The 17972-nt window shown below is 72.9% G+C and carries 13 protein-coding genes; 4 read left to right on the top strand and 9 right to left on the bottom strand.

Annotated elements, in window-relative coordinates:
- Positions 1–387 precede the first annotated feature (387 nt).
- Both NI25_RS32370 and ptsP read left to right on the top strand, forming a co-directional pair.
- A complete protein-coding gene (locus NI25_RS32370; protein WP_061445849.1) occupies positions 388–837 on the top strand; it encodes a PTS sugar transporter subunit IIA in 450 nt (149 codons plus the stop codon).
- 86 nt (positions 838–923) lie between these two features.
- Positions 924–2594 carry a phosphoenolpyruvate--protein phosphotransferase gene (ptsP, locus tag NI25_RS32365; RefSeq protein ID WP_061445848.1) on the top strand — a complete coding sequence of 557 codons (1671 nt, stop codon included), beginning with the start codon at positions 924–926 and terminating at the stop codon, positions 2592–2594.
- Between the two features lie 72 nt (positions 2595–2666).
- On the opposite strand, the gene NI25_RS32360 is transcribed toward ptsP, so the two are convergent.
- The gene (locus NI25_RS32360) at positions 2667–3569 is read right to left on the bottom strand and encodes a hypothetical protein (protein WP_061445847.1); all 903 of its coding nucleotides are present in this window, start codon (positions 3567–3569) and stop codon (positions 2667–2669) included.
- A gap of 117 nt (positions 3570–3686) precedes the next feature.
- Positions 3687–5663, bottom strand: coding sequence for an acetoacetate--CoA ligase (locus NI25_RS32355; protein ID WP_061445846.1), 1977 nt, complete (start codon positions 5661–5663; stop codon positions 3687–3689).
- Positions 5664–5876: 213 nt separating this feature from the next.
- Between NI25_RS32355 and NI25_RS32350 the strand changes: the two genes are divergently transcribed.
- Positions 5877–8255, top strand: a complete 2379-nt coding sequence (locus tag NI25_RS32350) for a glycoside hydrolase family 31 protein (RefSeq protein WP_061447185.1) — start codon at positions 5877–5879, stop codon at positions 8253–8255.
- On the opposite strand, the gene NI25_RS32345 is transcribed toward NI25_RS32350, so the two are convergent.
- The 6 genes from NI25_RS32345 to NI25_RS32320 are packed head-to-tail and all read right to left on the bottom strand — an operon-like array spanning position 8246 to position 13946.
- Entirely contained in the window at positions 8246–8782 is a 537-nt protein-coding gene (locus NI25_RS32345) for an NUDIX domain-containing protein (protein WP_061445845.1), read from the bottom strand. The genes NI25_RS32350 and NI25_RS32345 overlap by 10 nt on opposite strands.
- Before the next feature lie 50 nt (positions 8783–8832).
- Positions 8833–9642 (bottom strand): M15 family metallopeptidase, encoded by an 810-nt coding sequence (locus tag NI25_RS32340; RefSeq protein WP_061445844.1) that lies wholly within the window; start codon positions 9640–9642, stop codon positions 8833–8835.
- Between the two features lie 52 nt (positions 9643–9694).
- Positions 9695–10300 carry a GTP-binding protein gene (locus NI25_RS32335; RefSeq protein ID WP_061445843.1) on the bottom strand — a complete coding sequence of 202 codons (606 nt, stop codon included), beginning with the start codon at positions 10298–10300 and terminating at the stop codon, positions 9695–9697.
- A gap of 49 nt (positions 10301–10349) precedes the next feature.
- The gene (locus tag NI25_RS32330; protein WP_061445842.1) at positions 10350–10745 is read right to left on the bottom strand and encodes a DUF742 domain-containing protein; all 396 of its coding nucleotides are present in this window, start codon (positions 10743–10745) and stop codon (positions 10350–10352) included.
- Positions 10746–10755: 10 nt separating this feature from the next.
- Positions 10756–11190 carry a roadblock/LC7 domain-containing protein gene (locus NI25_RS32325; RefSeq protein ID WP_061445841.1) on the bottom strand — a complete coding sequence of 145 codons (435 nt, stop codon included), beginning with the start codon at positions 11188–11190 and terminating at the stop codon, positions 10756–10758.
- Positions 11187–13946: a nitrate- and nitrite sensing domain-containing protein gene (locus tag NI25_RS32320; protein WP_061445840.1), complete on the bottom strand. Its 2760-nt coding sequence runs from the start codon at positions 13944–13946 to the stop codon at positions 11187–11189. The genes NI25_RS32325 and NI25_RS32320 overlap by 4 nt, the downstream gene beginning before the upstream one ends.
- Positions 13947–14372: 426 nt before the next feature.
- Here NI25_RS32320 and NI25_RS32315 point away from each other — a divergent pair, with 426 nt between their 5' ends.
- Positions 14373–14825: a hypothetical protein gene (locus NI25_RS32315; protein WP_383518601.1), complete on the top strand. Its 453-nt coding sequence runs from the start codon at positions 14373–14375 to the stop codon at positions 14823–14825.
- 56 nt (positions 14826–14881) lie between these two features.
- Here NI25_RS32315 and NI25_RS32310 read toward each other — a convergent pair whose 3' ends face one another.
- Positions 14882–17971 (bottom strand): hypothetical protein, encoded by a 3090-nt coding sequence (locus NI25_RS32310; protein ID WP_061445838.1) that lies wholly within the window; start codon positions 17969–17971, stop codon positions 14882–14884.
- Position 17972 lies beyond the last annotated feature (1 nt).

Raw genomic sequence — 17972 nt, 5'->3', positions numbered from 1 at the left:
TCTCAAGGAACGGACGCTTCCTTTGTACTCACCCTCTCGGGCTTTCCTCCGGGCGCTTCCCTTCGGTGTTTCCAACACTATCAGGCTTTTCCGGTCCCTCTGACCACCGTCCTGCGGACATGCAGAAGGCGATCCAGAGATAGGATCTGATGAGTTGGGTACTGCCAGGGCCAGGATGCGTTGCTCGCACCGCTCAACCCTCAGGCAGGAGTAACGACTGTACACGGGGCCGCCGAACGGGTGCAAATCCGCGACGAGTGTGGTCTAGACCTCTATTGGTAAGACTCATGCGGAACCGGTACTTCCTATGACATACCCTGCTGCTCAGTGTGCCGTCCGGGACAAGCAGTGACGGCCCGTACAGATCTCCGCCCTGGGAGGCTTCCCATGACCACCGTCTCGTCCCCGCTCGCAGGACGCGCCATCGGCCTGGCCGCTGTGCCCGATCCCGTCTTCTCCGGGGCCATGGTCGGCCCGGGCACCGCCATCGACCCCGTGCGGGAGCCCTCCGAGGCGGTCGCCCCCGTGGACGGCGTCATCGTTTCTCTGCACCCGCACGCCTTCGTCGTCGTCGACGACAGCGGGCACGGTGTGCTGACCCATCTCGGCATCGACACCGTGCAGCTCAACGGGGAGGGTTTCGAGCTGCTGGTGAACAAGGGCGACACCGTGGTGCGCGGTCAGGGCGTGGTCCGCTGGGACCCGGCCTCGGTCGAGGCCGCGGGAAAGTCGCCGGTCTGCCCGATCGTGGCCCTGGAGGCCACGGCCGAGGCGCTCACCGAACTCCGTGAGGACGGCGACGTGAAGGCCGGCGAAAGCCTCTTCCTCTGGAAGTGACGTCGACGCCGTCGCGCGGCGGCATCGACGGCTGGTAGGACAACCACCGCGGCGGCGGGACCCGCCGCACGATCGGGACGGGTGAGATGGAGACAACGCTGCGAGGCGTCGGCGTGAGCCACGGTGTGGCGATCGGCGAGGTTCGGCACATGGGGACGGCGGTCCTGGAGCCGCCGGCGAAGCAGATTCCGGCCGAGGACGCGGAGCGTGAGCAGGGACGCGCCCGCAAGGCCGTGGAAGCTGTGGCGGCCGATCTGATGGCGCGCGGCAATCTGGCGGGGGGCGAGGCCCAGGCCGTGCTCGAGGCGCAGGCCATGATGGCCCAGGACCCCGAGCTGATGGCCGACGTCGAGCGGCGGATCACCGTCGGGAGCACGGCCGAGCGTGCCGTGTACGACGCCTTCGCTGCGTACCGCGCTCTGCTGGCCGGTGCCGGTGAGTACCTGGCCGGTCGCGTGGCGGACCTCGACGACGTGCGGAATCGTATCGTCGCCCGTCTGCTCGGGGTGCCGATGCCGGGCGTCCCGGACAGCGACGAGCCGTACGTGCTCATCGCGCGGGATCTGGCGCCGGCCGACACCGCGCTGCTCGACCCGACACTCGTCCTGGGCTTTGTCACCGAGGAGGGTGGGCCGACCAGTCACAGCGCGATCCTCGCGCGGGCACTCGGCGTGCCTGCCGTGGTGGCCCTGCCGGGCGCCGGTGAGCTTCCCGAGGGCACCGTCGTCGCCGTCGACGGCAGCACCGGTGAGATCTTCGTGAACCCGGGCGAGGAGAAGAAGGCACGGCTGGCGGCCGAGGCCGCCGAGCGCAAGGCCGCACTCGCCGCGGCGACGGGACCGGGGGCGACCTCGGACGGTCACAAGGTGCCGCTGCTGGCGAACATCGGTGGTCCCGCGGACGTGCCGGCGGCGGTCGAGGCCGGCGCGGAGGGCGTCGGTCTGTTCCGGACCGAGTTCCTGTTCCTCGACGACAGCGAGAACGCGCCGTCGGAGGAGAAGCAGGTCACCGCCTACCGCCAGGTGCTGGAGGCGTTCCCGGAGGGCCGGGTCGTCGTGCGCGTGCTCGACGCCGGCGCCGACAAGCCGCTGGACTTCCTCACCCCGGGCGACGAGCCGAACCCCGCGCTCGGCGTGCGGGGCCTGCGGACCCTGCTCGACCACCCCGACGTCCTGCGTACGCAGCTGACCGCGCTGGCCAAGGCGGCCGAGGGGCTGCCGGTCTACCTCGAGGTCATGGCTCCCATGGTGGCGGACCGGGCCGATGCCAAGGCGTTCGCGGATGCCTGCCGCGAGGCCGGGCTGCGCGCGAAGTTCGGCGCCATGGTGGAGATCCCGTCGGCCGCGCTGCGGGCCCGCTCGGTGCTGCAGGAGGTCGAGTTCCTGTCGCTGGGGACGAACGACCTCGCGCAGTACACCTTCGCCGCCGACCGCCAGGTGGGCGCGGTGTCCCGGTTGCAGGACCCGTGGCAGCCCGCGCTGCTCGACCTGGTCGCGCTGTCGGCCGAGGCGGCGAAGGCCGAGGGCAAGAGCTGCGGTGTCTGCGGCGAGGCCGCTTCGGACCCGCTGCTGGCGTGTGTGCTGACCGGTCTCGGTGTCACCTCCCTGTCGATGGGCGCGGCGTCGCTGCCGTACGTGCGGGCGACGCTGGCCAAGTTCACGCTGGCCCAGTGCGAGCGTGCCGCGGCTGCCGCCCGGGCCGCGGACAGTGCCGAGGAGGCGCGGAACGCCGCGCAGGCGGTGCTGTCCGGCGAGTAGGGGCCGGGTGTCGTTGTCGCCGTGACTGTGGTGCGGGGCGTTCCGCCTTCGGGTGGGGCGCCCCGCCCGCGTTCAGTGGTGGTGTCCCGGTGGCAGGCGGTCGTCTCCGAGGTCGGGCGGTGCGCAGTAGTCGACGTTGGATTCCGGGGAGATGAGGTCGCCGGACTCGACGTCCGTGCAGTAGGCGTCGAAGACCTCCGCGGCGGTGAGGGGTTCGAGGCCGTAGCCGCGCAGGCGCCAGCCGTGGATGCGGTCGGGGCCGTTCGGCGGGCTGATGCGCATGACGAGTCCGCCGGGGCTGTGGGTTGCCAGGCCGAGGGCGAGGACGCTGGTGAACTCCAGGGCCTCGGCCTCGTCGATGTGCGGGGTGCCGTCGCTCTCCTCCTCGACGAGCAGGACGGCGAGGAGGGTCTCCGCCGGGTGGCCCTTGACGCTGCAGACCAGGTGCCGGTTGCCCGGAGGCGCCGATTCCAGGACCCGGTGCAGGAGGCGGTGGGCGCGGGTGAAGGCGGCTCGTCCGAGGTCCTCGCCGCAGGTGGCGCAGCTGCCGAGGGTGGCGAGGAGGGTCGAGGTGTACTCCCAGGTCGCCTGGCGGACGGCTTCGTCGACGAGGGCCGGGAGCAGGTCGGTGAGGGACTGGCCCTCGTACGGCACGGTGGGGCCGTGGGCGGCCAGTTCGGCGGTGAACCGGGCACGGCTGGCGGAGGCGTCGGGTTCGAGGCCCGCGGCCGTGCAGAAGTCGGCGTACTCCTCCGGGTCGAAGAGCGCGATCGTGGTGTGGGTGCCTTGTGCCGCCCGTGTCCGGAGGATGGCTTCCACCTGGCGCAGGTAGGCGGCGTGGTCGTGGAAGGTGAAGCTGCGGTAGCGCCGCATGGCGCGGAAGTCGTGTTCGTCGGTGAGCAGGCCGATGGTGCCCGCGATCTCGCGGCGCAGGACGCGTCGCATGGTGTGATCGCTCTGGTCGGTGTGCGCCATTTCTTCCCCCTGTGCACGGTCGATCAATGCTCACTCACAGTAATCGGCGGCACTGACAACGGGGCGGGCGCGGGGAGCCGGCCGCCGGGCGGGGCGGCCGGCTCGTGGGTGTGCTGGTCAGGAGCGCTTGCGGGCGAGGTCCTCGTAGAAGTGGAGCAGGTCGAGGTTGTCGATGGAGCCGGGGTTGACGGCCTTGTCGAGCGGGGTGCCCTGGAGGAGGCGCTTGACCGGGACCTCGATGCGTTTGCCGGTGAGGGTGTGCGGGATGCCGGGAACCTCGATGACCTCGTCGGGGACGTGTCGCGGGGAGAGGTTGGCGCGGATGGTCTGCTTGATGCGGTCCAGGAGGGCGTCGTCGAGGGCGGCTCCGGGCGCCAGGTGTACGAACAGGGGCATCCAGTAGCCGCCGTCGGGCTGTTCGATGCCGATGACGAGGGATTCCTTGATCTCGGGGAGTCGCTCGACGGCTTCGTAGATGTCGGCGGAGCCCATGCGGACGCCTTGGCGGTTGAGGGTGGAGTCCGAGCGGCCGTGGATGACGACGGAGCCTCGGGAGGTGAGGGTGATCCAGTCGCCGTGCCGCCAGACGCCGGGGTAGGTGTCGAAGTAGCTGTCGTGGTAACGGCTGCCGTCGGGGTCGTTCCAGAACCGGATCGGCATCGAGGGCATGGGGTTGGCGACGACCAGCTCGCCCACCTCGTCGGTGAGGGGGTTGCCGTTCGGGTCCCAGGACTGGAGGTCGGTGCCGAGACCCGGGGCCTGGAGTTCGCCGATGTGGACGGGGAGGGTGGGGACGGCGCCGGCGAAGCACGAGCACACGTCGGTACCGCCGCTGACGGAGGCGATCCACAGGTCGGAGCCGTTCGCGGCGAATTCGTCGTGCAGCCAGCGGAAGCCGTCGGGCGGGAGCGGGGAGCCGGTGGTGGCGACGCACTGGATCGCGGAGAGGTCCAGGTCGCGGGCCGGGTGGACGTCGGCCTTGCGGCAGGCCATGACGTAGGCGGCTGAGGTGCCGAAGAGGGTGGCGCCGGTGCGTTCCGCGATGCGCCACTGGGCGTCCGTGGCGGGGAAGCCGGGGCTGCCGTCGTAGAGGACGATCGTGGTGCCGGTGAGCAGGCCGGAGACGAGGAAGTTCCACATCATCCAGCCCGTCGAGGTGTACCAGAAGAAGCGGTCCTCGGGGCCGAGGTCGCAGTGCAGGCCGAGCTGTTTGAGGTGCTCGACCAGGATGCCGCCCTGGGACTGGACGATGGCCTTGGGCAGGCCGGTGGTGCCGGAGGAGTAGAGCACCCACAGGGGATGGTCGAAGGGCACCTGCTCGAACTCGGGTTCCGTGTCCGCGGCGGTCAGGGTCTGCCAGTCCAGCGCGCCGTCGGGGGCCTCGGTGCCGAGGAGCGGGATGTGGATCACCGCGCGCAGGGTGGGCAGTTCCCGGCGGAGTTCGGCGACGGTGTCGCGGCGGTCGTGTTCCTTGCCCCCGTAGCGGTAGCCGTCGACGGTGAACAGGACGACGGGTTCGACCTGCTGGAAGCGGTCCAGGACGCTGCGGGCGCCGAAGTCTGGCGCGCAGGAGGTCCAGACGCCGCCCACGGCGGCCGTGGCCAGGAGGGCGACCACGGCCTGGGGGATGTTGGGGAGGTAGCCGCTGACGCGGTCGCCGGGGCGTACGCCGAGGGAGCGCAGTCCGGCGGCGAGGGAGCCGACCTGGCGACGCAGTTCGGTCCAGGTGACGGGGGTCGGATCGTGGGTCTCGTCGACGTACAGGAGGGCCGGTTCGTCCGCGCGGGTGGCGGCCGCGCGCAGGGCGTGTTCGGCGTAGTTCAGCCGGGCACCGGGGAACCACTGGGCGCCGGGCATCGTCCGGTCGCCCAGCACGCGCGCGTAGGGGGTCGAGAAGCGGACGTCGAACCACTCCGTGACGGCTTTCCAGAAGGTGTCCAGCTCGTCGACGGACCAGCGGTGCAGGGCGGCGTACCCGCCGTCGGCGGGGGCTCCGTGGTGCTCGGCCGCCCAGGTCTGGAACCTGGTGATGCGTGCCTGGGCGATGCGTGGTGCATCCGGCTGCCAGAGCGGCTGGGGGTTCTCGGTCGGCATGGGGCGGCTCCCGGACTGTGCGCGTCGTGTGCGTCCTGCGCGCACGGGCTGGGGTGTGCGCGTGACGCGGCTGACAGGGACGATGCCATGTGATCGACTTCCGCACCAGGGTGCGCTCCACACAGTCGGTGACATGAAGATGTGGTCCGGCCACGGGTGAACGGCAGTTGAACGACGCCCACGCGCGCGGTGGTGGATGGCAGGGTGATCGGCATGGACGGTCGTGACCTGGTGCGTTCGATGAAGACGGTGGGTTCCGCGGGGGTGGCGCACGGGTGGCGTTCGGTGCGGGGGGCGTGGCGCAGACGGCGTGCCGACGCCGCGGCGCTGCCGCCGCGGGGCGCGGAGCGGGCGCGGGTGCCGGGGGCGATGCGGGAGGTGGAGTCCGGGCCGGGAGGCGGTGTGGTCCGGTTCGGGCGGTCGGAGTTGCGGATCCTCGTCGCGGTGAACGGCGCCGTGTTCTGGGGCTGGGACGGGACGGGGCCGGAGTCCTCCTACGCGTTGGCGGGCCGCTGTCCGGAGCCGGATCCGCGGGCGGTGCTGGAGCCGGACAAGGACGGCGGTTGGCGGGTGGTGGCGGAGCGGGCGACGGTGGCGGTGTCCCGGAACGGGGCGGTCGAGGTCCGCACGCCCGGGGGTGTGGTCCTGCGTCGTGAGCTGCCGCCCCGCTGGTGGGAGCCGGTCGACGGCGGGCCGGCGCGCTGGACGCAGCGCTCGGAGGTGGCGGCCGACGCCCGGTTCTTCGGGCTCGGTGGGCGGTCCGTGGGTCCGCGGCTGCGCGACGGTGTGTACCGCCTGTGGAATGCCGGTTCCGGTCGGCCCCGCGCGGCCCGTGAGGACGCGGCGTCCGTCACGATGCCGGTGCAGATGGTGGTGGCGGACGCGGGGACGCACCTGGTGTTCCACGACAGCACGTGGGACGGCACGGTGGCGTTGCGGGAGGGTGCGGAGGGGGCCGGGTCCGGGCACGACCGGCCGGGGCGGAGTGTGCTGCGGATGGACGGCGGTCCGCTGCGGTGCTGGGTGATGGTGGGGACCCCCGCGCGTGTGCTGCTGGCCTGGGCGTCGCTGACGGGCGCGCCCGCGCTGCCGCCGGCGTGGGCGCTCGGGCACCATCACGTGCGGTCCGGGTACGGCGACGAGCAGGACGTGCGGCGGGTGGTGGCCGGTCACCAGGAGCGCGGCCTGCCGCTGGACGCGGTGCATCTGGGTGTCGGGCACGCCGAGGGCCGGCAGGCGTTCACCGTAGACGAGGAGCGGTTCCCGAAGCTGCCCGTGCTCGCGGAGGAGCTGCGCAGGGAGGGGGTACGGCTCGTGTCGGCGGTCGAGCCGGCGGTGGTGGCCGTGCCCGGCAGCGCCGTGTACGACGCGGGGACGCGCGGCGACGTGTTCGTGCGGGACGCCGCGGGGACGGTGGTCCAGGGTGTGGGGCCGGCCGGGGACGTGGTCTTCCCGGACTTCACGCACGCGCGGGTGCGTGCGTGGTGGGGCGGGCTCTACGAGGAACGGCTCGGGCAGAGGTTCACCGGGTTCTGGCACGACCTGGACGAGCCCACGTCCTTCGCCGCCTTCGGGGAGCCGACGCTGCCGCGGTCGGCCCGGCACGCGCTGGAGGGCGGGCGCGGCGACCACAGGGAGGCGCACAACGTCTACGCGCTGGGCATGGCGCGGAGCGCGTACGAGGGGCTGCGGACTCTGAGGCCGGGCGAGCGTCCGTTCGTCCTCTCCCGTTCCGGCTGGGCCGGCCTGCAGCGCTACGGCGGCACGTGGTCCGGGGAGGTGGGGGCGGGCTGGGCGGGGCTGCGGTCGTCGCTGGCGCGGGTGATGGGGCTCGGGCTGTGCGGGGTGCCGTATTCGGGGACCGATGTGGGTGGCTCAGAGGGGCCTCCGTCGCCGGAGCTGTATCTGCGGTGGCTCCAGCTGGCCGCCCACCTGCCGCTGTTGCGCACGCGCACCGGACACGGGGCGGGGTGCGGGGAGCCGTGGGAGTTGGGGGCCGAGGTCCTCGAGCACGCGCGCGTGGTGCTCGTCGAGCGGCGGCGGCTGCTGCCGTACTTCGTGACGCTGGCCCATCTGGCCCGGCGTACGGGGGCTCCCTATGTGCGTCCCCTGTGGTGGTCGGCGCCGGAGGACCGGGCGTTGCGGGACTGCGAGGACGCCTTTCTGCTGGGTGACTGTCTGCTGGTGGCCCCGGTGCTCGGTCCGGGTGCGGACCGGCGGGCGGTGCGGTTGCCGCGAGGGCGCTGGTACGACGTGGTGACGGAGCGGGCGTACGAGGGGCCCGCGCGGGTGGTCGTCGACGCCCCGTTGGCCCGGATCCCGGTGTTCGCGCGCGCGGGGGCGGTGGTTCCGGTGCGCGGCGAGGACGGCGGGACGGAGCTGGAGGTGTGGGCGCCCGCGCGGGGGCGGACCGGCGGCGGGCTGGTCGTGCCGGACGCGGGCGACGGCTGGGTGGAACCGGAGATCGAACGGTACGTGTCCCGCTGGGAGGGGCGGCGGGTGGTCGTGGAGCGGTCGGGCGAGGACGGCGTGAGTGAGCCGTCCTGCCCGGTCCGCGTCCGTGGGCTCGCGGAGCGGCCGGCTCAGATGTAGCGGCCCTCGAAGAACGCTTGCACGGCCCGGGTGTGGAGCGGAAAGGCGAGCTCTTCCGGCCGGCGCAGGAGGTGCCATCCCTCGGTCTCGTCCGTGGCGGCGGAGGGCGGCAGGTTCTCGGCGGGCCGCTCGGGCAGCAGCCCGAAGAGCAGCAGGTGGCCGTCGGGCGAGCTCATGGCGTCGGCGAGGCGTACGTCGCGGCTCGCGGCGTCGATTCCCGTCTCCTCCTTGAGTTCGCGGACGACGGCCTGCCGCCAGTCCTCCCGGTCGTCGATGTAGCCGCCGGGCAGGGCGACGCCCCCGCGCGCGGGGGTCACGGTGCGGGTGATGACGACCAGGGCGGTGCCCTGCGTGTCGTACACGGGCTGGAGGGCCACCGCGACCGGCAGCGGGTTGCGGTAGGCCACGGTGCCGCACGCGGGGCAGGTGCGGGGCCAGCCGGAGACGCCCTCTCCGTAGGGCGATCCGCAGCTCGAACAGTGTGAGCCGGGCGCGGAGTTGGGAACGGAGGTTTCAGTTTCGGACACGCGGCGGACTGTATCCGATCCCGGAGGTGGCGGCTCCGGCAGGCCGCCGGTCAGCGACGGCCGGCGAGCGACTTCGCGGAGACCGGGAAGTCGAAGTAGGTGTCGGGGTAGGGCTCGGGCTTGTACGTGAAGTGCCACCACTCCTCGGGCAGGTTCACCAGGCCGACGTCCTCCAGGGTGTTCTTGAGCAGCATCCGGTTGGCGTGCTGGGCGCCCTGGATGCGGGGGTCGAGGGTGTGCGAGCGGGTGTCGAAGCAGTCGTAGCCGGTGCCCATGTCGACGGAGTTGTCGGGGAAGCGCTCGTCCTGCGGCGCGAAACAGGGCACCAGGGTCTGTCCGGGGTGGTACGGGCGGGTGGGCTTCGCGGGGAGCCGCACGAGGGTGAGGTCCATGGTCGAGCCACGGCTGTGGCCCGACTTCTCCGCGATGTAGCCGTCGGCGAACAGACGGGTCTTGTCGACCTCCGGGTAGAACTCGGCCTTCATCCTCTGGTCGTCGAGGTCCTCGGCCCAGCGGACGAAGTGGTCGACGGCGCGCTGCGGCCGGTAGCAGTCGTACACCTTGAGGGAGTAGCCCTGGCGCAGCAGCCGGGTCTGGGCGCGGTGGAGGGCTTCGGCCGCGGGGCGGGTGAGGATACACAGGGACTGCCGGTAGCCGTCGACACGCTCGCCGACGAAGTTGTGCGCGGTGACGTAGCGCATCTCCTCGATGATCGTCGGGTCGACGCTGCGCAGCGCCACGAAGTCCTCCGGGGCCCTCGGTTCGGGCCGTGCCTGTGCGGTGGCGGGGACGGCCGTGACGGCGAGCACGGCGGCGAGGGCGGTGACCAGACCGCGGAGGGTGGTGGAGAGTCGTGTCATGTTCCCTGCATCTATCAGGGGTGGGGCGGACGGGGGAAGTGGCCGGGCGCGTTCAGGTCGTGACGGCCCGGCGGCGGTCCGAGGCCTGGGCCATCGCGTGCTGGACGACGCCGATGAGGACCTCCTTGACGGACTCCCGGTCGCGCGCGTCGCACATCACCAGGGGCACGTCCGCGTCGAGGTCGAGCGCCTGGCGGACGGTTTCGGCCGGGTAGCGCGCCGATCCCTCGAAGCAGTTGACGCCGATCACGAACGGGATGGCGCGCCGCTCGAAGTAGTCGACGGCGGCGAAGCAGTCCTCCAGGCGCCGGGTGTCGGCCAGCACGACGGCGCCGAGCGCGCCCTCGGACAACTCGTCCCACATGAACCAGAACCGCTCCTGGCCGGGCGTGCCGAAGAGGTACAGCACCAGGTCCTCGCGCAGGGTGATCCGCCCGAAGTCCATGGCCACGGTGGTGGTGTGCTTGCCCTCCACGCCGCTGACGTCGTCGACGGGCCGGCCGGCCTCGGTGAGCAGTTCCTCGGTGCGCAGCGGCCTGATCTCGCTGACCGCGCCGACGAGGGTGGTCTTGCCCACGCCGAACCCGCCGGCCACCAGGATCTTGAGCGTGACGGGCTCGACCGGCGGCTTGCCGCGCTGGGAACGCCCGAAGATCATCGGTTTCTTCTCCTTAACCTGCCGCCGCCCGACGTGCCCGGGGGACGGCTCACAGTGCCCTCAAGCCGTTGATCACGTCGCGCAGGATGTTCTCGTCGGGCAGTTCGGCCGGGGGCACGGGCCGGTTCACGTGGACGAGTTCGCTGTCCACGAGGTCGCCGACCAGCACCCGCACCACTCCGACGGGAAGGTCGAGTTCGGCGGCGAGTTCGGCGACCGACTGCGGGGTTTCGCGGCACAGCCCGACGATGTCCACGTGCTCCGGGGAGAGGGTGACGTCCGCCTCCGCCTCGTCCGCGTGGGGTTCCGTGACGACCACCGCGATCAGGTCGAGGCGGTGCTGGGCCGCGCTGGTGGTGCGGCCGCGTGTCATGGCGTACGGACGGACGACGGGGCCGGCCTCGTCGTCGAACCAGTGGTGTGTTCCCTGACCGTCTGCGCTCATGTCATCCCACTTACCCGCCGGAGGACAGATCGGTGCGCGGAGCGGTGCCCAGGTGCACGCCGACCCGTTTGACCAGCAGGGTCATCTCGTAGGCGACCTGGCCGACGTCCGAGTCGGCGTCGGACAGCACGGCCAGGCAGCTCCCGTCGCCGGCGGCCGTGACGAAGAGGAAGGCTTCGTCGAGTTCGACGACCGTCTGCCGGACGCTGCCCGCCTCGAAGTGCCGGCCCACGCCCTTGGCGAGGCTGTGGAATCCGGACGCGACGGCCGCCAGGTGCTCGCTGTCCTCCCTGGTGAGGTCCTTGGACACGCCCGTCGCCAGCCCGTCGCCGGACAGGACGACGGCTTTGCTGATGCTCGCGACCCGGTCCACCAGGTCGTCGAGGAGCCAGTTCAGCTCCCCGGACTTGGTCGCGGTGTGGCCGGTCGTCTTCGGTGCGGTCATCGACCGTCCCCCTTAGTCGTTCCTCGTGGTGCGGATGGTGCTGTGCCGCCGGACGGGTCCCCGGTCGCGGCGTTCTCCTTGCGGCCGCGCTGCCAGCCGCGCTGGAGCGAGGCCATACGGCTGCGCACCTCGTCGGCGTCGCGGTCGGCGGGGTCGGGGCCGTCCTCGGCGGGCGGTTCGGGGCTCTGCCGGAGCTGAGGGGCCAGGCTGGCCTGCCGCACGCGCCTGGGCAGCGCGCCGGGCTCGGCGCCGGCGGACGCAGTGCCCTCGCGCGCGGGCGGCGCGGGGGGCACGCCGCCGTCGCGGCCCTCGGCACGGTCTCCCGCGCGGTCGCCGCGGCGGCGGGCGGGCAGGGCCGGGAGGCCGTCCGTCCGGGTCCCGGGTGCGGCAGGACGCTCGGTCCGGTCCGTGCCGGTCGCGGACGGCTCGTCGGCGGTGTCCCGGGCGGGCCGTTCGGGGACGGGACGCCCGTGCGAGCTGACCAGCTTGGGGGTTCGACGGCGCGGCAGCGCGACCGGTTCGTTCGCACCGGTCCCGTCCTCGGTCGGTTCGTCGCCGTGCCGGGGCTCGGGGCGCCGCCGTCCGGGTCGGCGGGCCTGGTCGTCGTCGGCCGCGGCCAGCGGGCGGCGCGGGCGGAACAGGCCGCCGCGTTCGCTGTCCTGGTCGTCGAGGACGCCCGGCAGGTCGAGGGCGTCGAGGTCGACGGGCGCCTCCAGTTCGACCGGGCCGTCCAGCATCACGGCCGGCCGCTCGGGGAGCCGGGCGGGCACGTGGGAGAGGGCGGAACGGCGGCTCTCCTCACGCCCCTTCGTCTTGGCGGGCTGGGGGCGGTCGAGGCGGAAGCCGACGCCGTTGGTGTCCGGGGCGTCGTCGGTGAGCAGTGCGTCGGGGACGAAGACGACCGCGGTGGTGCCGCCGTACGGCGAGGGCTGGAGGGACACCCGGACGTTCTGGCGCTGGGCGAGCCTGCTGACGACGAACAGGCCGAGCCGGTCGGTGTCGGACAGCTCGAACTCGGGTGTCTCGGCCAGCCGGAGGTTGGCGTCGAGGAGGGCGTCGGCGGCCATGCCGAGGCCCCGGTCGTGGATCTCCAGGGTGAAGCCGTTGGCGACGCGCTCGCCGAGCACCTGGACGGCGGTGTGCGGGGGCGAGAACACCGTGGCGTTCTCCAGCAGTTCGGCCACCAGGTGGGTGAGGTCGGCGACCGCGGGGCCGGTGACGGCGACGCGCGGCAGCCTGCGCACCTCGATGCGCTCGTAGTCCTCGACCTCGGCGACGGCGGCCCGCACCACGTCCATGAGCTGGACGGGCTTGCGCCACTGCCGGGAGGGCGCGGCGCCGGAGAGGATGACCAGGCCCTCGGCGTGCCGGCGCATGCGGGTGGTCAGGTGGTCGAGACGGAACAGGTCGGCGAGTTCCTCGGTGTCCTCGGTCCTGCGCTCCATGGTGTCGAGCAGGGTGAGCTGCTTGTGCAGGAGCACCTGGCTGCGGCGCGCGAGGTTGACGAAGACCTCGGAGACGCCCGCGCGGAGTTCGGCCTGCTTGACGGCGGCTTCCACGGCGGCCCGCTGCAGGGTGTTGAGGGCCTGCCCGACCTCGCCCATCTCGTTCTTGTCGTACTCCAGACGCGGCACCTCGGTCTCGACGTCGACCTCCTCGCCCGCCGACAGACGGCGCATCACGCTGGGCAGGCGGACGCCGGAGGCCTCGTGCGCCTCCAGACGCAGCTGCTTCAGGTCGCGGATGAGGGAGCGGCCGACGCGCACCGACAGGAAGAGGGAGTACAGCAGGGCGATCAGGCCGAGCGCTCCGGCGATGACGACCTTGGCGATGGTGTTGGTGGCGACGGGGTCGACACGGTCCTGGTAGCGGTCGGCGGCGTCGTCGTCGAGTTCGCCGAGTTCCTTGAGGACGCTCCCGGCGGCGGCGTCCCAGCTCTGGGCGGTGACGCCGTGCGGTGTGCCGCTGTCTGCGGAGACGGCGGCCTGCTCGGCGACCCGGAGGGGGGCGGAGGACGCGTTCTTCCAGAAGCGCTGGTACCGGCCGCGTTCGGTGGCGGGCAGCAGCGGCAGGTTGATGTCGTACATCATGGTGCGCTGTGCCACGAGGTCGGAGACGTCACGTATCTCCGTGCGGGTGAGCCGTCCGGTGACCAGGGCGGAACCGAGGAGGGCGTCCTCACGGGAGAGCAGTTCGCGGGCGCGGGAGACGTTGACGAGCGCGCGGTACTGCTTGTCGAGGCCCACGTCGTCGACGACGTCGAGGTTGGCGAGCAGGTCGTGGCAGGGGTCGACCAGGCGGTTGTAGAGGCCGAGGGCCTGCGCGCGGTTGACGGTGCCGTCCTCGACGCTGCGGCGCAGTGAGCCGATGCCGTCGAACGCGTCCAGCACCGCGGTGAGCCGTTCCTCCCCGGCCCGGCCGAGGTCGTCCCGTACGTCGGCGTCGGCGGCGTTGCGTCGGATCTCGGCGACGGCCTCGTCGGTGGCGGTGCGGCTGCGCTGCAGGGCGGCGAGTCCGTCGGAGGCCCGCGGGTCGGCGAGATGGACGAGGGTCTGGCGGCGTTCCTGCTGCAGGACGCGGACGGTGTCCTCGATCGGGTAGCCGATCTCCTCGACGACGGTCGAGACGCTGAACAGCTGCGCCGCCTCACGTCCCGTCAGTACCGTCGCGAAGGCCCAGATCGCGGTCAGGGACACCAGCGGCACGAGGAGCAGCGCCACGATCTTCCGGCGGATCGACTTCCCGCGAAAGCGCATGGCCTCCCCCAGCTCGGCCCCCAACGGTGGGGGTACACATGTGCGTCAACAAACGGCGCGAGCCTACTACTGACCCACAGGTAACTCGAAGACTCATCCGGAGGCCGAACCTCCGTACCCGGCGTCGCCGATGGTCAGTTGTCCGGTCATTGCGGGAGATTGCGTCCCCGGATTCGGGTGACGGCAGGGAGGCCGTCGTTCCGTCGTGACGGGCGGATTGGCCGAATTTTTTCGACCGGGCAGGATTTCCGGGAATCTTGGGTACCCGTCGTTCGTCCTTCACTACGGGAAATGGAGGCGGATTCGGCCACAGGAGCCGCATCCTGCCCCCGGGTGGCGTAAAGCGGCGCAAGCCGGGCAGCCAGAGGGGAGCCGTGTCCCGGGACACGGGCGAGCTGTCTGCCGGCGGTGGGGAGTGACATGTCGATGAGCACGGCGGAGCGGCGCGGGGCGCCGGCGGACACGAGTGCGGGTGAACGACGGCCGGGATACCGGCCGTTGTGGATCGAGGAGCCCGCGCGGCGCCGACGGATGCCGGATCCGGTGCGTACGGCGGCCGTGCGCGCGGTGCTGGTCGTCGCCGTGACGCTGATACTGGCGATGGTGGCCTTCCTGTGCACGCTGGCGGAGTCCTGGCTGGCGTTCCCGATGGTGCTCGCGAGTGTCGCGGGCACGGTGGTCGCCACCTGGGGCGTGCTGGACGTGTGGGTGACCCGGCAGGTGTGGAACCAGCGGCACGGTGTGGTGTCGGTGCCGAGCAGCACCGCGCGGGCCGTGCGCCGTGAGCGTCGCCGGGCGCGGCGCCAGGCCCGGGCCGCCGAGCGGGGCCAGGAGCGGATAGGCCGGCGGGGCGGTGCGGGACAGCTCTCGCATCCCTGAGCGGCCGGGTGCCGTACGCCCGGCCGCTCCTGGATCCGCCGCCCCCTGACGCCCCCTCAGTCCTCGTCGCGCAGCCGGGCGGCCAGTGACGTCAGCGGCTCCGTCTCCTCGGTGTGCCCCAGGGCGGTCAAGTGGGAGACGGCCGCGTCCAGGCGGACCAGGGCGGGCGCGGGGCGTTTCAGATAGACGCCCTCCATGGCGGCCGCGAAGCGGACGCACTCGGCCCACTCGCCGGCCCGGTCGTTGTCCGGTCCTGGCTCACCGACCAGGGCGAGGGCCTTCTCCAGGGCGGTCAGGGCGTCCTCGTAGGCGCCGGCGTAGGCGTGAACCCGTCCGTACTCGTAGGCCAGCGCGGAGTCCAGGGGACGCCCGTGGGCCTCGTACCCGGCGGCGCGGGCTCCGTCGGCGACCCGGCCCGCGTCGGCGAGGAAAGCGAGCGCCTCGGCCAGGCCGTCGGAGCCCCGCTGCTGGGCCTGGAGGCGGGCCAGTTCGCGCAGGCAGTTGCTCAGCGCCTCGTGGCGCGGGTCGCGGGCGTGGGCCGCCAGCGCCTGGTCGGCCGCCTCGCGGGCCCGGCCGAACTCACCGGCCTCGGCGAGGAGTACGGCGGTCTCCGAGGCGATCATGGCGTGGCTTCCCGGGTCGTCGTCCCAGCCGGCGGACTCGGCCGCGAGGGCGAGGAACTCGGCCGTGGCCGCCCTGAGGTCCTCCCCCGTGTGCAGCGCCCGGGCGCGGGTCAGGCGCAGTTGGGCGACCAGCCGGTCGTCCAGCTCTCCGTCGGCGACGTCCGGTTCGGCCAGCAGGGAGTCGAGCAGCGCGATGCAGTCCTCGACGCGGCCGAGGTCCAGGCTGAGCGTGGCGGCGTTGCTGTAGGTGCAGTATGCGTCGAAGCGGTCGCCGCGCCTCAGGTTCAGCTCCGCGGAGCGGGTCAGGTGCCGCAGCGCCTCGTCGGGGCGGCCCAGGTGCATGCAGGCTTCGGCGAGGTCGCCGTGGAGGCGGGCGGTGTCGACGGCGTCGGCCGGCCAGTCGGCGGCCAGTCGCAGCGCCTCGCCCAGGTCCGCGTGGGCGGCCTGCGCGTCCCGGAGCCCGAGTCGGAGCCGGGCGCGCAGGCCCAGCGCCCGGGGCAGGTGCCAGGCGGGGCCGTGCGCCTTCAGCCGGTCCAGGAGCGCGTCGGTCTCGGCGAGGGCGGCGGGCAGGTCGCCGGAGATGGCGTAGGTGCTGGCCCGCAGCATCAGGGCGCCGGCGATCTGCCCGGGGACGTCGTGCCGGGTGGCGAAGGCGTGCAGCAGCTCGACCTCGTCGAGGACCGCGGTGACGTGCCCGTCGCTCCCGGACGCTTGCAGGCGCAGGCCCAGCGCGGTGGCCCTGAGCCGCAGCAGGCGGGCCTCCTGGTACGGGGCCAGGCCGGGAGTCTCCTCGTACAGGCGGACCATGGCCGCGTGGGCGGCGGTCAGCGCGGCGATCTTGGCCGGGGTGGCATCGGCGCCGTCGGCCGGGGGCTGGAACGGCGCCGCGGGCACGGCCCCGGGTGGCGCGGACTCCCCGGCCGGCGCAGCCGCGACAGCCTCGGCGGACATCGCAGCCGCCGCTTGCCTCGGCGGTGCGGCGGCGGTCTCCCCGGCGGCAGCGGGGCTTGGGGGCGGGGCCTCGGCGGTGGCGAGGAGGGCGTGGGCGCGGGCGAGTGCCGCGTGGGCCGGCGTTCCGGCGTCGTCGTAGAGGGCCGCGGCCTCCTCGTAGAGGGCGGCCGCCTCGGTGAAGTCGTCCTTCTCGCCCAGCCGGCTCGCCTCGTCGGCCAGCAGGTCGGCGCGCAGCCGCTCGAGCGGGCCCACGGCGGGGTCGTCGGGGTGCGTGTAGTCACGGGCGGTGACCCGGGTGCGCAGCGCCGCCCAGCAGGACCGCGCGTCCGGGTGTCCCCGTTCGTCCAGCTCCCGTGCCCGGGCGACGAGTTCGGGCAGTGATTCGGAGGCGGCGGGGGTGGTGGCGGGGACGGGAGCGGCGACCGGGGCGGCGGCCGGGGCGACGTCGTCGAGCCGGCGGGTGCGCAGGGTCAGTTCCAGCGACTGAAGGAGCGGGGCGCGGCCGAGGCGGGCCGCGCGGCGTTCCGTGTGGGTCGTGGTGCCGTTGCGGGCGTCGAAGCGAGCGGCGAGATCGCCGGCGCGGTCGCGCACCTCGGCGCGCAGCCCGGTCACCGTCCAGGTGCGGCCCGGGTGACCGGCGGCGGGCAGTTCGCCGTGGCCCAGCTGTTCGACGCGCTGGAGGAGGACCTCGACGCCGGTGAGGAAGTCGAGGAGTTCCAGTGGCGAGTCGACCTCGGTGAACAGAGCGCGGTTCTCGGCGAGCAGTTCGAGGCCGCGGGCCTCGTTGCCGGTCAGCGCGCAGAACTCCAGGTGCCGGCCGACCTCTCCGGACATCGAGGGGTTGCGGCGGCAGCCTCGGTATCCGACGAGGTGCAGCTCCCGTGCCCGGTCGGTGCGGCCGGTGCGCAGCAGGGGCAGCAGGGCGTAGGCCATGGAGCGGGCGGGTTCCTCCTGGCACGACTCCTTGCCGGCCAGGACGGGCTCCCAGGTGCGCAGCGCCCGCTCGTCGTCGCCCGACGCGAGGTGGTACAGGGCCCGTTCGCAGATCTCGCAGGCCTCGCAGTCGCTGAGCCGGGTGCGCGCACGGCCCGCCCACAGTTCGAACGCGGGCGCCTCGTCCTCGCCGACGTGGGCGGCGAGCCGGTAGGCCTGCCCGTAGTAGGGCTGGAGGCCGTGACCGGCCTTCTCGTACCTCTCGCGCATCTCGGTCAGCCACTGGCGCAGGCTGGCCAGCGGTATCTCCGGCAGGGCGCGCAGGGCGGCCGCCACCCACTTGAACCGCCAGAACAGCAGGTGGCGCAGGTTCTCGTCGAAGACGTCGGGCTGCTCGTCGAAGAGGGTGAGCAGCCGGGCGAAGGCCACGGGCGACTTGCGGGGCTCGGAACCGTACGTGTACGCCTCGTGGAGTTCGAGCAGCGCGCGGACGAGCGGCAGGGGCTCATCGAACTGCTCGGCGGCGTCGACGAGTTCCTCGGCGGTGACGGTGCGCGAACGGCCGTAGGGGCGTTGCTGGTTGGCGCGGAGCGCCTCGTACAGCTCGTCGATGCTCTGGGGATGGGGTGCGGTGGGCATC

Origin of the sequence: Streptomyces sp. CCM_MD2014 (assembly GCF_000772045.1) — a bacterium.
Lineage (GTDB): Bacteria > Actinomycetota > Actinomycetes > Streptomycetales > Streptomycetaceae > Streptomyces > Streptomyces salinarius.
Note: the sequence above shows the minus strand (reverse complement) of the source record. Positions and strands in the feature narration are given on the sequence as shown.